This window comes from Arthrobacter sp. V1I7, from assembly GCF_030817015.1.
GTDB lineage: Bacteria > Actinomycetota > Actinomycetes > Actinomycetales > Micrococcaceae > Arthrobacter.
Genome location: NZ_JAUSYS010000001.1, coordinates 1,509,546 through 1,528,540, shown reverse-complemented (window position 1 = coordinate 1,528,540; position 18,995 = coordinate 1,509,546). Strand labels below are relative to the sequence as shown.

Genomic DNA, 18,995 nt, shown 5'->3' with positions numbered 1-18,995 from the left:
CGGGAATCCGGGATCCGGTTTCCGGCATCTACTGTCCGTTCGTTGTTGTGTCCGCGGCCGCGGCGGGCCGTCCTACTGCTGTAAATCTATCAAGAGGCCAGATGATCTGTACCGGCCGGCCGACTACCCGGTCCAGCGGTACCATTCCCCCGCCGGGAGCGCCCAGCAGGCTCCGCGAATCGGCCGACATGGAGCGGTGGTCGCCCATCAGCCACAGCCGTCCGGCCGGTACGGTCGCGCCGAACCGCTGCTCGCTGGGGGCGTCGCCCGGATACAGATATGGTTCCGCCACGGGCTGGCCGTTGACAGTAAGCCGGCCGGACGGGTCGCAACACATGACCTCGTCGCCGGGAAGCCCGATGACGCGTTTGACGTAGGTGCTGTCACTGCCGGCCAGGCCGAGCCAGTGCCCGGCCGCGGCAAGGACGTCGAGGACCGGGCCCCTGCCGCTGTTGAGCGGGGCGAAGGAGCCGCGCCCGTCGAAGACGACGACGTCACCGCGCCGGATCGGCTCGGCCTGGAGCCCTGTCCGGGACACCACGATCCTGTCTCCCTCGCGGAACAGCGGCTCCATCGAGGCGGAGGGAATGAAGTACACGTCCAGCCACAGCGAACGGATCACGCCGCTGATCACGACGGCCAGGGCCAGCGCCAGCAACGCAAAACGCCAGCCAAGTTTCCTGGGCTGGCGTTTTGTCTGGTCCATGATCCGTATCCTCATAACGCTTTTCTGAATTGAACGGCGCTGTTGCGGATGCTCCGGCGACTAGCCGGATACGGTCCGTGGACCCGCGGTGGAAGCCTGTGGTGGAAGACTTACTTTGCGGTCTGGAAGTCGCGCTTTTCCTTGATCTTTGCGGCCTTGCCACGCAGATTGCGCATGTAGTACAGCTTGGCGCGGCGCACGTCACCCTTGGAGACGAGCTCGATCTTCTCGATGATCGGGGAGTGCACCGGGAAGGTACGCTCTACGCCGACGCCGAAGGAGACCTTGCGGACGGTGAAGGTTTCGCGGAGGCCATCGCCGTGGCGGCCCAGGACGAAGCCCTGGAATACCTGGACACGGGAGTTCTTGCCTTCGATGATGTTCACGTGAACCTTGAGGGTGTCACCCGCGCGGAACGTCGGAACATCGGTGCGCAGCGAGGCTGCATCTACGGAATCGAGGATATGCATTGATCCACTCCTGGCGAACGCCACAGGTCATTCACGTTGGGTCACGGCGGCCAAGCCCGGGTGCAAATGCGGCCCGGAAATTCCCGCCGAAAGTTTTCAGTCCGGCTCCGTCAGGAATTGACAGGACCGGGGTGCCAGGCTGTTGATAACGATCCCCCTGTGGCAGGTTCGTACCCAGCAGGCACAAGGACTAATTTTGCCACACCCGGGGCGTTCGAGCCAATCCCTGAGCCCCGGCTGTCAGCCCGTGGCTAGTTCTGCCCGGCTCCGGCCTCGGGGCGGCGCCGGAGGCGCCCGTCGACGACGTCGTAGCCGAGGTCAGCGAAGGCCGTTCGGTCCGCGCGCGGCAGCTTGCCGGCGTCGAACTCCGCGAGGAGGTCCGGGCGGCGTTCGGCGGTGCGCCGGTACTGCTCGTGCCGGCGCCATTGAGCGATTTTGCCGTGGTTGCCGCTCAGCAGCACCGCCGGAACGTCGCGGTCCCGCCAGCTGGAGGGCTTGGTGTAGACGGGGTATTCCAGCAGCCCGTCCGAGTGGGATTCCTCCACGAGCGAATCGGGGTTGCCGACGACGCCGGGCAGCAAGCGCCCGATGGCCTCCACCATGGCCAGTACGGCCACCTCGCCGCCGTTGAGGACGTAGTCCCCCAGGCTCATGGGGCGCACGGTGAAGTGGCCGGCCGCCCATTCCATCACGCGTTCGTCGATGCCTTCGTAGCGCCCGCAGGCGAACACCAGCTGCTCTTCCTCCGCCAGTTCATGGGCTGTGGCCTGGGTGAAGCGCTCCCCGGCCGGGGACGGGACGATGAGGACGGGTTTGCCCACGGCCCCGGGCCCGGACTCCGGCCCGGACCCGGCGGCCTCGGCAGTCCTGGTGGCCGCCACGGCAGCCAGGGCCTGCGCCCAGGGTTCCGGCTTCATGACCATGCCTGCGCCGCCGCCATAGGGCGTGTCGTCAACGGTCCGGTGCCGGTCCGTGGTGAAGTCGCGCAGGTCGTGGACGTTCAGCTGCAGCAGCCCGTCCTGGCGTGCCTTCCCGATCAGCGAGAGTTCCAGCGGTGCCAGGTACTCCGGGAAGATGCTGACGACGTCGATTCTCATTTAGGCGTTGTCTTCGGGAGCGGCGTTGACCTCGAAGAGACCCGCCGGCGGGGTGACGAGGATAAAGCCTTCGCCCACGTTGACCTCGGGAACGATCTGCTCCACGAAGGGGACCAGGATCTCCTTGCCCTCGTTCGAGGTGACCACGATGAGGTCCTGGACCGGGAGGGTGTGCAGTGCTGAGACCTTGCCGACGATCGTGTCGCCGACGCGGACGTCCAGGCCGACGAGCTCGTGCTCGTACCAGCCCTCGTCATCGTCGTCGTCTTCGAGTTCCTCGGTCTCGATGAAGAGCCTGGCCCCGCGAAGGGTCTCCGCTTCGTTGCGGGTCTCGATCTCCTCGAAGGCGAGCAGCAGGATGTCCTTGTTCCAGCGGGCGCTCTCCACGGTCAGCGGACCGGCCGAGGCGGGATCCACCACAAACTGGGTGCCCGGAACGAAGCGGTCGCCGGGCGCGTCGGTCAGGACCTGGACGGTCACTTCACCGCGGATGCCATGGGGTTTACCGATTCGTGCCACCTGAAGCTGCATCTGGTCCTCTGTTCCGGGATTGGGGTTGCTGGCGGATGTTGTTGGGGGAAAAGCAGTCCGGCCCCTCCACCATTATCTGGTGAAGGGGCCGGACTAAAAGACAAGTATTGCTGAAAGCGTTACCGGCGGCGGTCGGTGTCGACGACGTCGACCCTGACCGGCTCGCCGTCCGCCAGCGCCCCAATGACGGTACGCAAAGCGCGTGCCGTGCGGCCCTGGCGGCCGATCACCCGTCCGAGGTCGTCCTGATGAACGCGCACTTCGAGGGTGTCCCCGCGGCGGTTGTTCTTGGCACTGACCTTGACATCCTCAGGACTGTCAACGATCCCCCGGACCAGGTGTTCGAGCGCTTCTGCCAGCAAGTTACTCAGCCTCGGTGGTCTCTGCTGCGGCGTCGGCTGCGTCGTCCTTCTTGGCCTTCTTGGTGATGGCTTCCGGGATGATCACGGAACCCTTTTCCGGGGTAACGAAGGCAGCCTTGGGAGCCTTGGTCTTCAAGGTGCCCTCCTGGCCGGGGAGACCCTTGTACTTCTGCCAGTCACCGGTGATCTTGAGGATCGCGGCAACCTGCTCGGACGGCTGTGCGCCGACGCCGAGCCAGTACTGGGCACGGTCCGTGTCGACCTCGATGTACGAGGGCTCTTCGGTCGGGTGGTACTTGCCGATCTCTTCGATGGCACGGCCATCACGCTTGGAGCGTGCGTCCATGACGACGATGCGGTAGTACGGTGCGCGCATCTTGCCGAAGCGCTTAAGGCGAATCTTTACGGCCACTTTTGTGGTCACTCCTGTTTCTGAAACGGGGTCGAGCCCGGCGTTCTGCACCCGTGGGGCGGGCCGTACTAGGGGGTTCTAAAAGGACAAGATCCGGACGCGGAGAGAGGGGCCACGCAGATCGAGTACCTGTTCATTGTGCCAGATCAACGCCGGGATTTCGACTTGACGCTCTGCCTGCGGACAAATCCGCGGGCAGGCCGCCTGCCAACCGTCGCCCTAGACGGGCCCGGTTCCAGGCCTCAGGAGGTCCAGACGTACAGTCCGGACCGGGTGGCGGGGTCGACGCCGGCGGCCAGTTCGGCGAGCTGCCGGACATAGCGCCTGGCCTGGTCCGCACCGAACGGCATGTCCTCCTCGGCGGCCCAGCGTTCGGCGACGTCGTCCAGGACATTGCCGTCGCCTTCGGTCTCGTAGCTGAGCAGCTCGGCAAGGGCACGGACCATCGCCGGCGGAACGCCGAGCAGCGAGTCGCTGGCGACATCCACCATGGCGAGCTCGTAGTCGGCGCCGGAGGCGTGGACAGCGGTACCGGCCAGGTCGCCGAGTCGCTCGACTTCGAAGTCGCTGATATCCGGAATCCGGACGGCCCCGGGAGCCGCGGCCGCCCCGCCGCCGAGGGCCGCGGAGCGCTTGAGGGCTTCATCGTGCGTAGAGACAAAGACTTCGGTGAATCCCATGGAGCTCGTCCTTATGTGTTCGGCGGCGCTGGTCCGCTGTTTTCGACGTCGCTTCAGCCTAGCTGCTCTAGCGCGGCCGGCGCTCCGACCGGACATGCCCTCCCCTGACCGCGACCAATGGACATATTGCCGCTATGTCCATTCCCGGCTGCGAGCGTTGGACATGCTCAGCGGACGGCGACGCGGATCCGGTTGCGCCACGGGTCCTCGAAGCGCAGTTCGGCTCCGGTGTGGTGCGACTGCACGCCGGCGGTCTTCAGACGGTCGGCGAGGGCTCCGACGTCGTCGCCCGAGGGTACTTCGATCAGCACCTCCCCGAGTCCCAGCGTGTCCCGGCGCGGGCCGGCGCCCCGGCTGTTCCACACGTTCATCGCCATGTGGTGGTGGTAGCCACCGGCAGAGACGAAGAGTGCCTGGCCGTGCCAGCCTGCAGTCTTTTCGAAGCCGAGGGTCCCGACGTAGAACTCCTGCGCGGACTGCACGTCACCCACCTGCAGGTGGACGTGCCCGACGCCGGCCTCGGCCTCGCGCTGCCCGGTCACGGATTCTTCGGTGAGGAACTGTTCGAGGTAGCGCTGCGGCGGGAGGGCCAGGCTGTCCATCACAACATTTTTCCCCTCCCAGGACCACGCCTCGCGGGGACGGTCCCAGTACAGCTCAATACCGTTGCCCTCGGGGTCGTTGAAGTAGAAGGCCTCGCTGACGAGGTGGTCGGCACTGCCGGTAAAGGACCGCGGCTCATACTGGGCAGCGCTGGCGACGGTGGCGGCCAGGGATGTCTGGTCATCGAACAGGAGGGCGGTGTGGAAGAGGCCTGCCTCGCCGCGGGAAGGGATGGTGAGCCCGGGCGCCGGGGCGAGGTGGACCAGCGGCTTCTGCCGCCGGCCAAGGTAGAGCCCGCCGTCCTGCTCGGCCACGATGTCGAGGCCGAGGGCGCGCTGGTAGTAGTCCGTCATGAGCTTCATGTCGCCGACCTTGAGCATCACGGTGCCCATGGTGAGTTCGGCGGGAAGAAGGTCCTGCGTGCTGGCTTCTGCAGTCATTTGATCACTCCGGTGCTTCAGCGGCCACCGACCTTCGATGACCTCGCATAGACTAAATTACTTGAAGCTTCAATTTATTCCTAATGGCCGAGCCGATGCCCGGCCGATCGTTTCCCCGCGGATCACTTCCCCACGGAGCACAATCTGGCTGAGCTGCCGGAGCGTGCCCAGGGTCGCCCGTGGATCGTCGGCGCAGACGAGGACGTCCGCGCTGGCGCCCTCGCTGATCGCGTCCGCCCCCAGCCAGTCGCGGGCGGCCCAGGCGCCGGCATCGAGGGCGGCGCGGGCCGGGAGCCCGGCGTGGTGCAGCGCCTGGACTTCGTCCACGATCCGCCCGTGCTTGATGACGCTGCCCGCATCGGTGCCGGTGTAGATGCTCACGCCGGCCTCGTAGGCTTCCAGGACCCGTTCGCTGCGGCGTTCCCAGAGCGAGCGCATGTGCGCGGCGTATCTCGGGAACTTCGCCTCGGCCTGCGCGGCGATGCCCGGGAAGGTTGCGATGTTGATCAGGGTGGGCACGATCGGAACGCCCTGCTCCACGAAACGCGGCAGGTGCCGCGGGAGCAGGCCGGTGGCGTGCTCGATGCAGTCGATTCCGGCGTCGAGCATGTCGTCCAGGGTGTCTTCGGCGAAGCAGTGCGCCGTGACCCGGGCGCCCTCGTCGTGGGCGGCCTGGACGGCGTCCTTGAGCACGCGGACCGGAAAGCCGGGGGTGAGGTCACCGGCGTCGCGGTCGATCCAGTCCCCCACGAGCTTGACCCAGCCGTCGCCGGCGCGGGCCTGCTTCCGTACGGCCTCGACCAGGTCCTCCGGCTCCACTTCGACGGCGAAGCCCCGGAGGTAGCGACGGGTCCTCGCGACGTGCCGGCCGGAGCGGATGATCCGCGGCATGTCGGCTCGGCGCTGCAGCCAGCGGGTGTCGTGCACGGCGCCGGCGTCCCGCACGAGCAGCGTGCCGGCGTCGCGGTCGGTGCGCGCCTGCGCCTCCGCCACCCCGTCCGGGACGTCTCCGCCGGGGCCGAGGCCGATGTGGCAGTGCGCGTCGACCAGTCCGGGGATGACCCAGCCGTCCAGCACGAGGTCCGGCGCGGCGGCCGGAGGCTCGAAGGTCAGGAGCCCGTCGACGGACCAGAGGCCGCGGTGTTCCCGGTCCGGTCCGGTGAGGATGGGGCCGCTGAACTCGATGATGCTGCTCATGCGTACAGCTTAATCCGCCCGGCCATCCGGCCGCCCGCGGGGCGCCCCGACGGCAGTCTCGACGGCGCTTGTGACAGGGCCAGCCCCGAGGCCTGTGGTAGCTTCGTCTACGACCACACGGGTGCCCCTGCAGGGGCTGAGATCGGGCTGACGCGGCCTGCGACCGTTGAACCTGTCCGGGTAATGCCGGCGAAGGAAGTGAGTATTCCGTGAATACGCAATCTGCACAGCACAGCCCTCTTCAAGACCCGATTGTCCAGGACCCGTCCGAAGCTCCAACTCAATCGCTGAAGTCCCATTCCTTGGCGTTCGCCACGGACGAGGAACACGGCATCCGGGTTCCGGTGACCGAAATTGCGCTGGAGGACTCCCCCGGCGGGGTTAAGAATCCGCCGTTCACGGTATACCGGACGGCAGGCCCCGGAAGCGATCCGGTGATCGGTCTGGAGCCGTTCCGCGCGCCGTGGATCGCGGCAAGGAACGACACGGAACCGTACAGCGGCCGGGAACGGAACCTCCTTGACGACGGCAGGTCCGCCGTGCGCCGCGGAGCCGCGTCCGCCGAGTGGAAGGGCGCACAGCCGGTGCCGCGCCGCGCCGTCGACGGCAAAACCGTCACCCAGATGCACTACGCCCGCCAGGGCGTCATCACGCCGGAGATGCGGTTCGTGGCTGTGCGGGAGAACTGCGATGTGGAGCTGGTCCGCAGCGAAGTGGCCGCCGGCCGGGCCATCATCCCCAACAACATCAACCACCCCGAATCCGAGCCCATGATCATCGGCAAGGCCTTCCTGGTGAAGATCAACGCCAACATCGGCAACTCGGCGGTCACCAGCTCCATCGCAGAGGAAGTCGACAAGCTGCAATGGGCCGCCCAGTGGGGCGCGGACACGGTAATGGACCTTTCCACCGGGGATGACATCCACACCACCCGGGAATGGATCATCCGCAACTCTCCCGTGCCGATCGGGACCGTGCCGATCTACCAGGCGCTGGAGAAGGTCAACGGCGAGGCCAACGACCTGACCTGGGAGATCTACCGGGACACGGTGATCGAGCAGTGCGAGCAGGGTGTGGACTACATGACCGTCCATGCCGGCGTGCTGCTGCGCTATGTGCCGCTGACCGCCAACCGGGTCACCGGGATCGTGTCCCGCGGCGGCGCCATCATGGCGGGCTGGTGCCTGGCCCACCACGAGGAAAACTTCCTGTACACGCACTTTGACGAGCTCTGCGAAATCTTCGCCAAGTACGACGTCGCGTTCTCGCTGGGTGACGGGCTGCGGCCCGGCGCGACGGCGGATGCCAACGACGCGGCGCAGTTCGCCGAGCTGGACACCCTGGCCGAGCTCACGCAGCGGGCCTGGGAGTTCGATGTTCAGGTCATGGTGGAGGGCCCGGGGCATGTGCCGTTCCACCTGGTCCGGGAAAATGTGGAGCGGCAGCAGGAACTCTGCAAGGGCGCGCCCTTCTACACGCTTGGGCCGCTGGTCACCGACATTGCCCCCGGCTATGACCACATCACCTCGGCGATCGGCGCCACCGAGATTGCGCGCTACGGCACCGCGATGCTCTGCTACGTCACACCCAAGGAACACCTGGGCCTGCCGAACAAGGACGATGTGAAGACCGGCGTGATCACCTACAAGATCGCCGCCCATGCCGCAGACCTCGCCAAGGGCCACCCCGGCGCGCATGAACGCGACGATGCCCTGTCCAAGGCCCGCTTCGAATTCCGCTGGCGGGACCAGTTCGCGCTGTCGCTCGACCCGGTGACGGCGGAATCGTTCCACGACGAGACGCTGCCCGCGGAACCGGCCAAGACGGCGCATTTCTGCTCCATGTGCGGGCCCAAGTTCTGTTCCATGCGGATCAGCCAGGACATCCGGGACGAATACGGTTCAGCGGACTCGCAGGCGGCGCTGGCTTCGCTGGCGGCCGGGATGCGGGCCAAGAGCACCGAATTCCTTGCCTCGGGCGGCAAGGTCTACCTGCCGGAGCCCTCCGTCGGCGCGCCCGCAGACGCCCTGCAGCGTGCCGGCCAGGGAGCCCCCCAGCCTGCTTCCTAGGAGGCCTGGGCGTGCCGGCGCCGGCCGACGTCGGCGATGAAGGCCCGGAGGGACCGGTCGCCCTCCCGGGAATCCTGGGGCCGGTGCCCGCCCGCAGCAATGCGGTGCAGGGCGCCGGTCTCGCGAAGGTAGCCGGCGATTTCTTCATAGAGCGGCTCCCAGCCGCCGGTCAGGACCAGGGTGGGCACGCCGGGGACGATCTGCAGGGGCGCTTCCCATGGCGGTGCCTGCAGCCTCAGCCGTCTGGCCTCGCGCTGTTCCAGCATCGGGCTTGTGGGCGCACCGGGGCTGTCGGCCGGGCCCGACACGGCAAAGGCCCGGCGGATATATTCCGCCTGGAAATCGTCGTCGCCCAGGTGCTGCCGGACGTCGAAAAGCGGCTGCATCAGGGCCCGGTGCGCGGCCGTCGCCGGGAGTTCGGCAGTGAGCGAGAGGCAGGCCGGCTCCACGAGGGTGAGAGACTGCACCAGCTCCGGCCGCTCGACTGCTGCCATCATGGCCGCGATGGCACCCTGGGAGTGGGCCACGACATGTCCCCCGGCCTCGCCGCGGCCCTCGTCGGCGAGGGCGCCCAGCACGATGGCGGCGTCGGCCGCAAAGTCTGATTCCAGCGGATCGGCGACTGCGTCAAACCCATGCCGGCGCAGGAACAACGCGTCATAGCCCAGCGCCATCCCGTGCTGCTTCGGCCACGCCGCGGCGCCGAAGCTGCCGGCCCCATGGACGAAAACTACGCGCTGCTTGAACATGATCCAACCCTATGGCACCGGCCCGTCAATAACGCGGGCGACATAGCGGCAGGACCCTTCGGGTTCGGCGCCGATCGACGCCGACCAGCGCCGGCCCGCACCCGCGCGGACCAGTGCCGACGCCGCCGCCCGCCCGCTTCCCGGCGCAGCCTACTTGCTGCCGCCGAGGAACTTGTCGAAGCCCTTGGGCAGGTTCAGCTGGGAGGGATCGAAGTCCGCGCCCTGCTGGCCGAAGGAGGCTCCCGTGGGCAGCGCCTTGGGGCCCGCGGCACGCCGGGCCTCGGCGTCCTTGAGCTCCTGCGCGGCCTTGGCCGGATTGCCCGAGCGGGCCTTCTTCTTGGGGCCGCTCTTGGCGCCCTTGCGTGCTCCGCCGCCCGCGCCGGGCATTCCGGGCATCCCGGGCATCCCGCCGCCGGCAGCCATCTTCTTCATCATCTTCTGGGCCTGGGCGAAACGCTCCAGCAGGCCGTTGACCTCGGAGACGTGCACACCGGAGCCGCGGGCGATACGCGCCCGGCGGGAGCCGTTGATGATCTTGGGCGCGACGCGTTCATGCGGGGTCATGGACCGGACGATCGCCTCGACGCGGTCGATTTCACGCTCGTCGAACTGCTCGAGCTGCTGGCGGATGTTCTGCGCGCCGGGCATCATCATGAGCATTTTCTTCATCGAGCCCATGTTGCGGATCTGCTGCATCTGGGCGAGGAAGTCGTCCAGGGTGAAATCTTCCTGGTCGGCGAACTTCTTCGCCATCCGGGCGGCCTCGTCCTTGTCCCAGTTCTGCTCGGCCTGTTCGATCAGGGTGAGCACGTCACCGAGGTCGAGGATGCGCGAGGCCATGCGGTCCGGGTGGAAGAGTTCGAAGTCATCCAGGCCCTCGCCGGTGGATGCGAACATCACGGGCTTGCCGGTCACCGACGCGACCGAAAGCGCGGCACCGCCGCGGGCGTCGCCGTCGAGCTTGGAGAGCACGATGCCGGTGAAGTTGACGCCTTCATCGAAGGCCAGCGCCGTGTTGACGGCGTCCTGGCCGATCATCGCGTCAATCACGAACAGGACTTCGTTCGGGACGATCGCCCGACGGATCTGGCGGGCCTGTTCCATCATGTCGGCGTCGACGCCGGTACGGCCGGCGGTGTCCACGATCACGACGTCGTGCAGGGTGCGGCGCGCTTCTTCCACGCCGGCGCGGGCGACGGCGACCGGGTCGCCGGCGGGGTGCTCAAGCTCGGCGGACGTGGCGCCCGGATGCGGGGCGAACACCGGCACGCCGACGCGTTGGCCGACGATCTGCAGCTGGTTGACGGCGTTGGGGCGCTGCAGGTCGGAGGCGACGAGCAGGGGGCTGTGGCCCTGCGCCTTGAGGTGCTTGGAGAGCTTGCCGGCGAGGGTGGTCTTACCGGCACCCTGGAGGCCGGCGAGCATGATGATGGTCGGACCGGTCTTGGCCAGGCGGATCCGGCGGGTTTCGCCGCCGAGGATCTCGACGAGCTCCTCGTTCACGATCTTCACGATCTGCTGGCCCGGGTTCAGTGCGGCGTTGACCTCGGCGCCGAGCGCACGTTCGCGCACGCGTCCGGTGAATTCGCGGACCACGGGCACGGCAACATCCGCATCCAGCAGGGCACGCCGGATCTCGCGGACGGTGCCGTCAACGTCCGCCTCGGTCAGGCGGCCTTTGCCACGGAGGTTCTTGAAGGTTGCTGTCAACCGGTCAGAGAGTGAATTGAACACGCGCCGTGCACTTCTTTCAGTGGATCTACGGATGGCGGCCGGTCCGGCACGCCAGCGTCGCGACTGATGTTCGCCTGAACGAACCGTCTCGACAACGGGACTCGACTATCTAGGGTACCAAGACGCGCCTTCAAGATGGCATGCTGGCTGGGTGACCAGCCAAACAACTGTGAAAACACTGCTCATCCTCGGCGCCACAGGCGATCTGACCGGAAGGCTGCTGCTGCCTGGGCTGGCCCGGCTCGTGGCCCGCGGACGGGCGGAGGGCCTGACGCTGGCGGGCGCCGGCTCCGATCCCTGGACGCAGGAGCAATGGCTGGAACGCGTCGACGCGAGCTTCGCCGATGCCGAGTCCCAGGCGGATGCCGACGGCAGGCACGAATTGAAGCGGATCCGTGAGACCACCGGCTACCGCCAGCTGGACGTGACGGCGGACGGGCAGCTCGCCGGGCAGTTGGCCCAGCTCGAGGGCCCGGTTGCGGTGTATTTCGCACTTCCTCCGCAGGTCAGCCAGCAGGCCTGCGAGTCCCTGAAGCCGGCACAGGTGCCGCCCGGGACCCGGCTGGTAATGGAGAAACCGTTCGGCTCCGACCGGGAGTCGGCCCGGCACTTGAACAAGGTCCTGACCGCACTGGTCCCGGAGGACCACATCCACCGGGTGGACCACTTCCTGGGCAAGGCCACGGTACTGAACATCCTGGGCCTGCGTTTCGCGAACACCTTCCTCGAACCCGTCTGGAACCGGGAACACGTCGAAAAAGTGGAGATCATCTTCGACGAAAACCTCGCCTTGGAGGGCCGGGCCCGCTATTACGACGGCGCCGGCGCCCTCCGGGACATGATCCAGAGCCACCTGCTCCAGGTCATGGCCCTGATGGCGATGGAGCCGCCGGCGTCGGTGGACGAGCGGGATCTGCGCGATGCGGTGGCCACGGTGCTGCGCGCCAGCAGCATCAAACCGCCCTACGCGGAGAGCACCCGCCGCGCCCGGTACACCGCCGGTTCCATCGACGGCCGCAAGATCCCGGACTACGCCAAGGAAGAAGGCGTCGACCGCTCCCGGAACACCGAGACCCTCGCCGAAGTCCAGGTGGACATCGACAACTGGCGCTGGCAGGGAGTCCCCTTCATCCTGCGCTCCGGCAAGGCCCTGGGCGACAAACGCAAGGAAGCCGTGGTGACGTTCCGGCCGGTGCCGCACCTGCCGAAAGGGTTCACCGGCGTGGATTCCCCCAACCAGCTCCGGATCGGATTCGGACCGGACACCCTGCAGTTCGACGTCGATGTGAACGGCCCCGGCAACGTCCTGGACCTGGACCGGGTCATGCTGCATGCCGAGCTGAGCGCCTCCGAGCTGCTCCCCTACGGCGAAGTCCTGGAAGGGGTCCTCACCGGCGATCCCTTGCTGTCCGTCCGTGCCGACACGGCGGAGGACTGCTGGCGCATCATGGATCCCGTACTGAAGGCGTGGGCCCGGGACAGCGTTCCGCTGGAGGAGTACCGCGCCGGATCAGCCGGGCCGGAGGGCTGGCCCGTCTAGGCCCCGCCGGGGCACAGAAAAGCGGGCCGGCTACCCTTTCAGGTAACCGGCCCGCTTCTTGCTGGTGACGCCCTGCTAGATGGCGGCCGATCCGCGTTCCCCGGTGCGGACCCGCACGGCTTCGAACACCTCCACCGTCCAGACCTTGCCGTCCCCGGCCCGGCCGGTATTCGAGCTGGCGATGATGACATCGAGGATGTCATCAGCCTGTTCGTCCGTGGCCAGGACCTCTACCCGGATCTTGGGCAGCAGGTCCACGTTGTACTCGGCTCCGCGGTACACCTCGGTGTAGCCGCGCTGCCGGCCGTAGCCGCTGGCCGCGCTGACCGTGAGGCCCTGCACCCCGTAGGCCTCCAGGCCTTCCCGGATCGCGTCGAGCTTTTCCGGCCGGACGATTGCTGTGATCAGTTTCATGCCTCCACACTTTCCTTGCCTGCTGCTGACTTCTTGCCATCGGCTGCCGGGCCGGCCGGAGCCGCTGCCCCATCCTGCTGCTTGCCGGTGATGAGTTCATGCAGCGGCTGGAAGCTCCCGCCGTGGCCGCCGACACCGAATTCGTAGGCCGTCTCGGCGTGCAGGCTGAGGTCCACGCCCACAGCTTCCTGCTCCTGCGAAACCCGGAAGCCCATCGTCTTGTGGATGGCCAGGGCGATCAGGGCGGTCAGGACTGCCGAGTAGGCAATGGCGATGCCGGCCACGGCGAGCTGGGCCCAGAGCTGGGTGACGCCGCCGCCGTAGAAGAGGCCGCCGCCGACGCCCTCGACGGGGAGGGCGATGAAGCCGAGTGCGACGGTGCCGATGATGCCCGAGACCAGGTGGACGCCGACGACGTCGAGCGAGTCGTCAAAGCCCCAGCGGAACTTCAGTCCGACGGCGAGCGCGGAGGCGGCACCGGCGATGAGACCGAGGCCAAGCGCGCCGACCGGGCTGACGTTGGCGCAGGCCGGGGTGATGGCGACCAGACCGGCAACAACACCGGAGGCGGCGCCGAGCGAGGTCGGGTGTCCGTCGCGGATGCGCTCCGTGATCAGCCAGCCGAGCATGGCCGCTGCGGGGGCTGCCAGGGTGTTGATCCAGATCAGGCCGCCCTGCTCCGCCGTCGTGGCTGCGCCGCCGTTGAAGCCGAACCAGCCGAACCACAGGATCGCCGCGCCGAGCATCACGAACGGGATGTTGTGCGGGCGGTGGTTCGGGTCCTTGCCGAAGCCCTTGCGGTTGCCGATGATCAGCACGAGGATCAGTGCGGCGACGCCGGCGTTGATGTGCACGACCGTACCGCCGGCGAAGTCAATCGCGGGGCCCAGGGCCTGGCCGATGGCGCCTTCGGGGCCGAAGAGCCCGCCGCCCCAGACCATGTAGGCCAGCGGGCAGTAGACCAGCGTGACCCAGACCGGAACAAACACCGTCCAGGCCCCGAACTTGGCGCGGTCAGCGATCGCGCCGCTGATCAGTGCCACGGTGATGATGGCGAACGTGGCCGCGTAGCCGACCTTGATCAGTCCGTCAGGGGTGGTGATCCCCTCAAGGCCGAAGGTGGCGAACGGGTTCCCCACCATCTGCAGGAAGCCCTCGCCGGAGCTCATCGAGGCGCCCCACAGCACCCAGACCACACCGACCATGCCGATGGAGATGAAGCTCATCATCATCATGTTCAGTGCAGCCTTGGCGCGCGTCATGCCGCCGTAGAAAAATGCGAGTCCTGGTGTCATGAACAGCACGAGTGCCGCCGCCACCATCAGCCATACGTGACCTGCGGTAAGTTCCATGGTGCACGTCCTCCCTTGCTTAGATGCGATCTAGGTTGATCTTGCGGATCGCTCCGCCTGCCCCAACGCTTTTTGCGTTCTAAGAAGAGTTTCGCCGGGCCGTGTTTCGCCGGCGAAGGATTTACATTGCCGGATTGTTACAAGAACCTCCCGGAAGTAAATGGTGCGTCTCCGCCTTGTTACGGTTATGTTTCACCCCTTCAATCCCGCCATCCCGCGGTCCCCGATCGAGGACGACAGCATCATGAGCAAGATCCCGCGCCGCACCGGTGATTCCCGGCCCCGGGACGCCGCCCGGCAACCGGAGCGTAACCGGCTGCCCCGGGACATCAGGGTGATGCTGGTCGCCGCCTTCCTGATTGCGCTCGGCTTTGGTCTGGTGGCGCCGGTCCTCCCCCAGTTCGCCACGACGTTCGACGTCGGCGCCACGGCCGCCGCCGTGATCGTCAGCATCTTCGCTTTCATGCGGCTCGTGTTCGCCCCCGCCGGCGGGGCCCTGATCGTGCGGCTGGGAGAACGGCCGGTGTACGTTGCCGGCCTGCTGATCGTGGCGGCCTCCACAGCGGCCTGCGCCTTCGCCCAGGATTACTGGCAGTTGCTGGTCTTCCGGGGCCTGGGCGGCGCGGGATCGGTGATGTTCACGGTGGCGTCGATGGCGCTCGTGATCCGGCTGGCTCCGCCGGAGAGCCGCGGCCGCGTCTCCGGGGCCTACGCCTCGGCTTTCCTGATCGGAAACGTCTGCGGTCCGATTGTGGGCGGCCTGCTCGCGGGCTTCGGCCTCCGGGTCCCGTTCCTGGCCTACGCGGCAGCCCTGGTCCTGGCGGCGCTCGTGGTGCAGACCCAGCTCAGCCACGTTCCGGCCGCTTCCCGGCCGGAGGGCGACGGCGGCCCGGCGATGGGGCTGCGCGAGGCCTTGCAGGACAGTGCCTACCGGGCGGCGCTGTTCTCCAGCTTCGCCAACGGCTGGGCCACGTTCGGGGTACGGATGGCCACGGTCCCGTTGTTCGCCGTGGCGGCGCTGGGCGCCGGAACGGAGTCCGCCGGCTGGGCACTGGCCGTGTTCGCCGCCGGAAATGCCGCGGCGCTGACCATTTCCGGACGGCTCGCGGACAGCCTGGGCCGGAAGCCGATGATGCTGGCCGGCCTGTTGGTCACCGGCACGGCCACGGCGGCCATCGGGTTCACCCACGAGCTGCCCTGGTTCCTCGCGGCATCTGCCGTCGCCGGAATCGGCTCCGGGCTGCTCGGACCGGCGCAGCAGGCAGCCATCGCCGATGTCGTCGGCAATGAACGCTCCGGCGGGCGCGTGCTCGCCGTCTTCCAGATGACCGCGGACAGCGGCGCAATCATCGGTCCCGTGTGCGCCGGGCTGCTGGCGGACCGCCTGGGCTACGGCTGGGCCTTCGGCGTCACCGGCGGCATTCTGGTCGCCTCGGCCGCAGGCTGGCTGCTGGCCCGGGAAACCCTCCGCGACCAGTCCCCGGCGAAATCCTGAGCCCCCTGCCCGGCACCGCGGTCGGCGGGACACCCCGTCCTTGGCTAAGCTGAAAGGGACTTGTCAAAACTTCCGGAGGTACTGCCTTATGGCGCCATTCGACCAATCACCCGGGAATTCAGCTACTCCCGGCCCCGCTGAGCCCGCGAAAGCGGGGAGGAGGAAGCGCGCACGGATCGTTGCCGGCGCCGGACTTGCAGCCGTGGTCGCTGCAACGGCGGTGCTGGTTCCCCTCGCTCTCAGCAGCCCCGCACCAGTTCCGCCAGCCGCATCCGAATCGTCCGCCCAGGCCACCGTCCCGGCGTCCGCCCCAGCTGAAGTGGGACCGCCGGTCACCTACTACGATCAGCCAGGGCCGCCGGCCGGGTCGCCGCAGGAGCCGGTTGAACCGCTCAAGGTGGACGTTTCCACGGACCTGGTGGGCACGTCGCTGACCAAAGGCCTGACGGGAATTTCGCTCGAGGCCACGGACCTGGCCGACCCGGCCCTGGGCGACGACAATGCCTCGATGATCAAGCTGCTGCAGGAAATCGACAAGCCCGTCCTGCGCTTCGGCGGCAACGCGGTGGACCGCAGGTTCTTCTGGACGTCCACCGGTGAGGCGGTCCCGTCCGGTTACAAGGGAGACAAGGCCCACCCTGTGAGGGCCGTAGGACCGGACGACCTGGCCAGAGTCAACAAGCTCCTTGTGGCCGGCGATGCAACCATCAGCCTCACCGTCGACCTGGGCCACTACAACCCGGCACGCGCGGCCGACATGGTCAAGCATGCCTCGGAAATCTTCGGCGACCGGCTGCTCAGCATCACCATCGGCAACGAGCCCAACGGCTTCGTCTTCAACGACGTGAAGACCGGCGGCTACAGCCTGGACCAGTACATCCGGGAACTGAAGGATTACGCCAACGCGATCTACGCTGTGGCCCCCAACGTTCCGATCTCCGGGCCGGGCGCCTACGACTCGAAGTGGTGGCAGCCCTTCGTCGATGCTGACATTCCGCAAAAGAAGATCCTCACGTTCCACAACTACCCGCTCTACAGCTGCGACGGCAGTGACCCCAAGGGCTCGCCCACTATGGGAAACCTGATGAACCGGCTGATGCATGACCGTGCCGCCGACTACCAGCAGTCGGCGCTCAAGGTCGGCCAGGCGGCGGGTCTGGAAACCTGGCTTCCGGAAACCGGGATCGCTGCGTGCCCGGGCTCCAACGAGACCTCGCGCACCCACGCTTCCGCCCTCTGGACCACGGACTACGCCCTCAACGCCGCGCAACTGGGCATTACGAGAATCGGTTTCCACAGCTCGATGCTCACGTGCAAGGGCGGACCCCCGATGTCGGCCATCTGCAGTGGAGGCCCCTACCTGAAGTCCGACGGCCAGATGTCCGGCCGTGCCAACTTCTTCGGCATTTCGATGGTCGCCGAGCTGGAAGGCGGAAAGTTCCTGAAGCTGGACAGCACCGGCGGCGGGCTGATGTACAGCTACGCCCTGCAGAACGCCGACGGCAGCACGACGGTGGTCCTGGTCAACCAGAACAACCCCGAAACGGCCGCCCAGGCCGATGTGACGCTGAACCTGCCGGGCAAGCCCGTGACCGGCACGATGACCCAGCTCAGCGGGCCCAGCTACGGCGCCGAGGACAGCACCGTGATCGACGGGGCCAAGTCGGAACCGACTCCGCTGGCCGAACGCACCACGGTACCGGGCTTCCAGTACAAGTCCGGAACGCAGAATTTCAAGCTGACTGCCGGAACCGTGACGGTGCTGAACTTCACGTACTGACACTCCCCCGCCCCGGCGGTCCCGTCCGGGACTGACCGGCCCGCAACGCAAAGTGCCTCCGTTTCCCGGACAGGGAACGGAGGCACTTTGCGTTGCCAGCTCAGTTCAACAGCTCAGTTCAACGGCTCAGTTCAACAGGGCGTCGACGAAGCCCTCCGCGTCGAAGGGCGCGAGGTCGTCCGCGCCCTCGCCGAGACCGATCAGCTTGACGGGGACGCCGAGGGACTTCTGGATGGCGACGACGATCCCGCCCTTGGCGGTGCCGTCCAGCTTTGTCAGGACGATTCCGGTGATGTTGACCACTTCGGCGAAGACCCGGGCCTGGTTCAGGCCGTTCTGGCCCGTCGTGGCGTCCAGGACCAGCAGCACTTCATCCACTTCGGCGAGCTTTTCGATGACGCGCTTGACCTTACTGAGCTCGTCCATCAGGCCGACCTTGTTCTGCAGCCGCCCTGCCGTGTCAATCATCACGACGTCGACTTCCTGCTCGATGCCGGCCTTGACCGCTTCATAGGCGACCGACGCCGGGTCCGCCCCGTGTACGTCGGACTTGACCGTGGGGACCCCGACGCGCTGCCCCCAGGTGGCCAGCTGCTCGGCGGCAGCGGCGCGGAAGGTGTCGGCAGCGCCCAGCAGCACGTCCTTGTCCTCGGCCACGAGCACGCGGGCGAGCTTGCCCACGGTGGTGGTCTTGCCGACGCCGTTGACCCCGACCACCAGGACGACGGCGGGCTTGTCGCCCTGGCGCTCGACGCGCAGGCTGCGGTCCATCGTCGGATCCACGAGCTTGATGAGTTCCTCGCGCAGCAGGGCCTTGACCTCTTCGGGCGACCGCGTGCCGAGGACCTTGACCCGTTCGCGGAGCGCGTCCACGAGCTGCATGGTCGGTTCGGTGCCGAGGTCGGCCAGCAGGAGGGTCTCCTCCACCTCGTCCCAGACGTTCTCGTCGATCTTGTCCGCGGAGAGCAGCGCCAGCAGGCCCTTGCCGAAGATGTTGTTGGACTTCACGAGCCGTTCCCGCAACCGGGTCAGGCGGCCGGCCACCGGCAGCGGTGTCTCCACCGGGACGGTTTCCAGGCCGGCGACGTCGTCCGGCACCTCGACCGTTTCGAGGCCCTCAAGGTCGGTCTCCCCGGGCGTCCCGCGCTCACGCGCAGGCGCCGCCCGGTCCTCGAGCAGGGTTCCTCCCGCCCGCTGGCCGGGCTCCACGGGATCGTTCTCGTCTCGCGTGCCCGGGTAGTTCGTGATGTTCTTCCGGGTCTTCATAAGCACCGGTATCAGCGCACCGAGGACCACCAGGGCAGCGAGAATGGGCAGGATAATGGGGAGGATGTCGTTCACTCCCCTAGCTTCTCACAAACGCC

At 67.4% G+C, this 18,995-nt stretch carries 18 protein-coding genes and 1 riboswitch; of the genes, 4 read left to right on the top strand and 14 right to left on the bottom strand.

Annotated elements, in window-relative coordinates; genetic code table 11:
* Positions 1-28: 28 nt before the first annotated feature.
* The 9 genes from lepB to QFZ69_RS07095 form a co-directional block, all read right to left on the bottom strand.
* Complete coding sequence (gene lepB / locus QFZ69_RS07135) at positions 29-706, bottom strand: signal peptidase I (protein WP_306916688.1); 678 nt, start codon at positions 704-706, stop codon at positions 29-31.
* A 110-nt stretch (positions 707-816) separates the two neighbouring features.
* Entirely contained in the window at positions 817-1,176 is a 360-nt protein-coding gene (rplS, locus tag QFZ69_RS07130; protein WP_306916687.1) for a 50S ribosomal protein L19, read from the bottom strand.
* Positions 1,177-1,427: 251 nt separating this feature from the next.
* A complete protein-coding gene (gene trmD / locus QFZ69_RS07125) occupies positions 1,428-2,273 on the bottom strand; it encodes a tRNA (guanosine(37)-N1)-methyltransferase TrmD (protein WP_306916684.1) in 846 nt (281 codons plus the stop codon).
* Positions 2,274-2,804, bottom strand: a complete 531-nt coding sequence (gene rimM, locus QFZ69_RS07120) for a ribosome maturation factor RimM (protein ID WP_306916683.1) — start codon at positions 2,802-2,804, stop codon at positions 2,274-2,276.
* A 119-nt stretch (positions 2,805-2,923) separates the two neighbouring features.
* Complete coding sequence (locus tag QFZ69_RS07115) at positions 2,924-3,166, bottom strand: RNA-binding protein (RefSeq protein ID WP_306916681.1); 243 nt, start codon at positions 3,164-3,166, stop codon at positions 2,924-2,926.
* A gap of 1 nt (position 3,167) precedes the next feature.
* Positions 3,168-3,578, bottom strand: a complete 411-nt coding sequence (gene rpsP / locus QFZ69_RS07110) for a 30S ribosomal protein S16 (protein ID WP_306916680.1) — start codon at positions 3,576-3,578, stop codon at positions 3,168-3,170.
* 242 nt (positions 3,579-3,820) lie between these two features.
* A complete protein-coding gene (locus tag QFZ69_RS07105) occupies positions 3,821-4,258 on the bottom strand; it encodes a hypothetical protein (RefSeq protein ID WP_306916678.1) in 438 nt (145 codons plus the stop codon).
* Positions 4,259-4,425: 167 nt separating this feature from the next.
* Positions 4,426-5,301 carry a VOC family protein gene (locus tag QFZ69_RS07100; RefSeq protein ID WP_306916677.1) on the bottom strand — a complete coding sequence of 292 codons (876 nt, stop codon included), beginning with the start codon at positions 5,299-5,301 and terminating at the stop codon, positions 4,426-4,428.
* Between the two features lie 69 nt (positions 5,302-5,370).
* Positions 5,371-6,498, bottom strand: a complete 1,128-nt coding sequence (locus QFZ69_RS07095; RefSeq protein ID WP_306916674.1) for an amidohydrolase family protein — start codon at positions 6,496-6,498, stop codon at positions 5,371-5,373.
* Between the two features lie 107 nt (positions 6,499-6,605).
* Positions 6,606-6,713, top strand: a riboswitch (TPP riboswitch).
* Between QFZ69_RS07095 and thiC the strand changes: the two genes are divergently transcribed.
* Positions 6,708-8,567: a phosphomethylpyrimidine synthase ThiC gene (thiC, locus tag QFZ69_RS07090; protein WP_373461817.1), complete on the top strand. Its 1,860-nt coding sequence runs from the start codon at positions 6,708-6,710 to the stop codon at positions 8,565-8,567. (Overlaps the previous riboswitch by 6 nt.)
* On the opposite strand, the gene QFZ69_RS07085 is transcribed toward thiC, so the two are convergent.
* Together QFZ69_RS07085 and ffh are read right to left on the bottom strand one after the other, a co-directional pair.
* A complete protein-coding gene (locus QFZ69_RS07085; RefSeq protein WP_306916672.1) occupies positions 8,564-9,316 on the bottom strand; it encodes an alpha/beta fold hydrolase in 753 nt (250 codons plus the stop codon). The genes thiC and QFZ69_RS07085 overlap by 4 nt on opposite strands.
* 150 nt (positions 9,317-9,466) lie before the next feature.
* A complete protein-coding gene (gene ffh / locus QFZ69_RS07080; protein ID WP_306916670.1) occupies positions 9,467-11,050 on the bottom strand; it encodes a signal recognition particle protein in 1,584 nt (527 codons plus the stop codon).
* A gap of 151 nt (positions 11,051-11,201) precedes the next feature.
* Between ffh and QFZ69_RS07075 the strand changes: the two genes are divergently transcribed.
* Positions 11,202-12,590 carry a glucose-6-phosphate dehydrogenase gene (locus QFZ69_RS07075; RefSeq protein WP_306916668.1) on the top strand — a complete coding sequence of 463 codons (1,389 nt, stop codon included), beginning with the start codon at positions 11,202-11,204 and terminating at the stop codon, positions 12,588-12,590.
* Between the two features lie 75 nt (positions 12,591-12,665).
* On the opposite strand, the gene QFZ69_RS07070 is transcribed toward QFZ69_RS07075, so the two are convergent.
* Complete coding sequence (locus QFZ69_RS07070) at positions 12,666-13,004, bottom strand: P-II family nitrogen regulator (RefSeq protein WP_306916666.1); 339 nt, start codon at positions 13,002-13,004, stop codon at positions 12,666-12,668.
* A complete protein-coding gene (locus QFZ69_RS07065) occupies positions 13,001-14,356 on the bottom strand; it encodes an ammonium transporter (protein WP_306916664.1) in 1,356 nt (451 codons plus the stop codon). The genes QFZ69_RS07070 and QFZ69_RS07065 overlap by 4 nt, the downstream gene beginning before the upstream one ends.
* A 244-nt stretch (positions 14,357-14,600) precedes the next feature.
* Between QFZ69_RS07065 and QFZ69_RS07060 the strand changes: the two genes are divergently transcribed.
* Together QFZ69_RS07060 and QFZ69_RS07055 are read left to right on the top strand one after the other, a co-directional pair.
* Positions 14,601-15,851, top strand: coding sequence for an MFS transporter (locus QFZ69_RS07060; protein WP_373461930.1), 1,251 nt, complete (start codon positions 14,601-14,603; stop codon positions 15,849-15,851).
* A gap of 202 nt (positions 15,852-16,053) precedes the next feature.
* A complete protein-coding gene (locus tag QFZ69_RS07055) occupies positions 16,054-17,631 on the top strand; it encodes a hypothetical protein (RefSeq protein WP_306916662.1) in 1,578 nt (525 codons plus the stop codon).
* A gap of 126 nt (positions 17,632-17,757) precedes the next feature.
* Here QFZ69_RS07055 and ftsY read toward each other — a convergent pair whose 3' ends face one another.
* Entirely contained in the window at positions 17,758-18,972 is a 1,215-nt protein-coding gene (gene ftsY, locus QFZ69_RS07050; protein ID WP_306916660.1) for a signal recognition particle-docking protein FtsY, read from the bottom strand.
* Between the last annotated feature and the right edge of the window lie 23 nt (positions 18,973-18,995).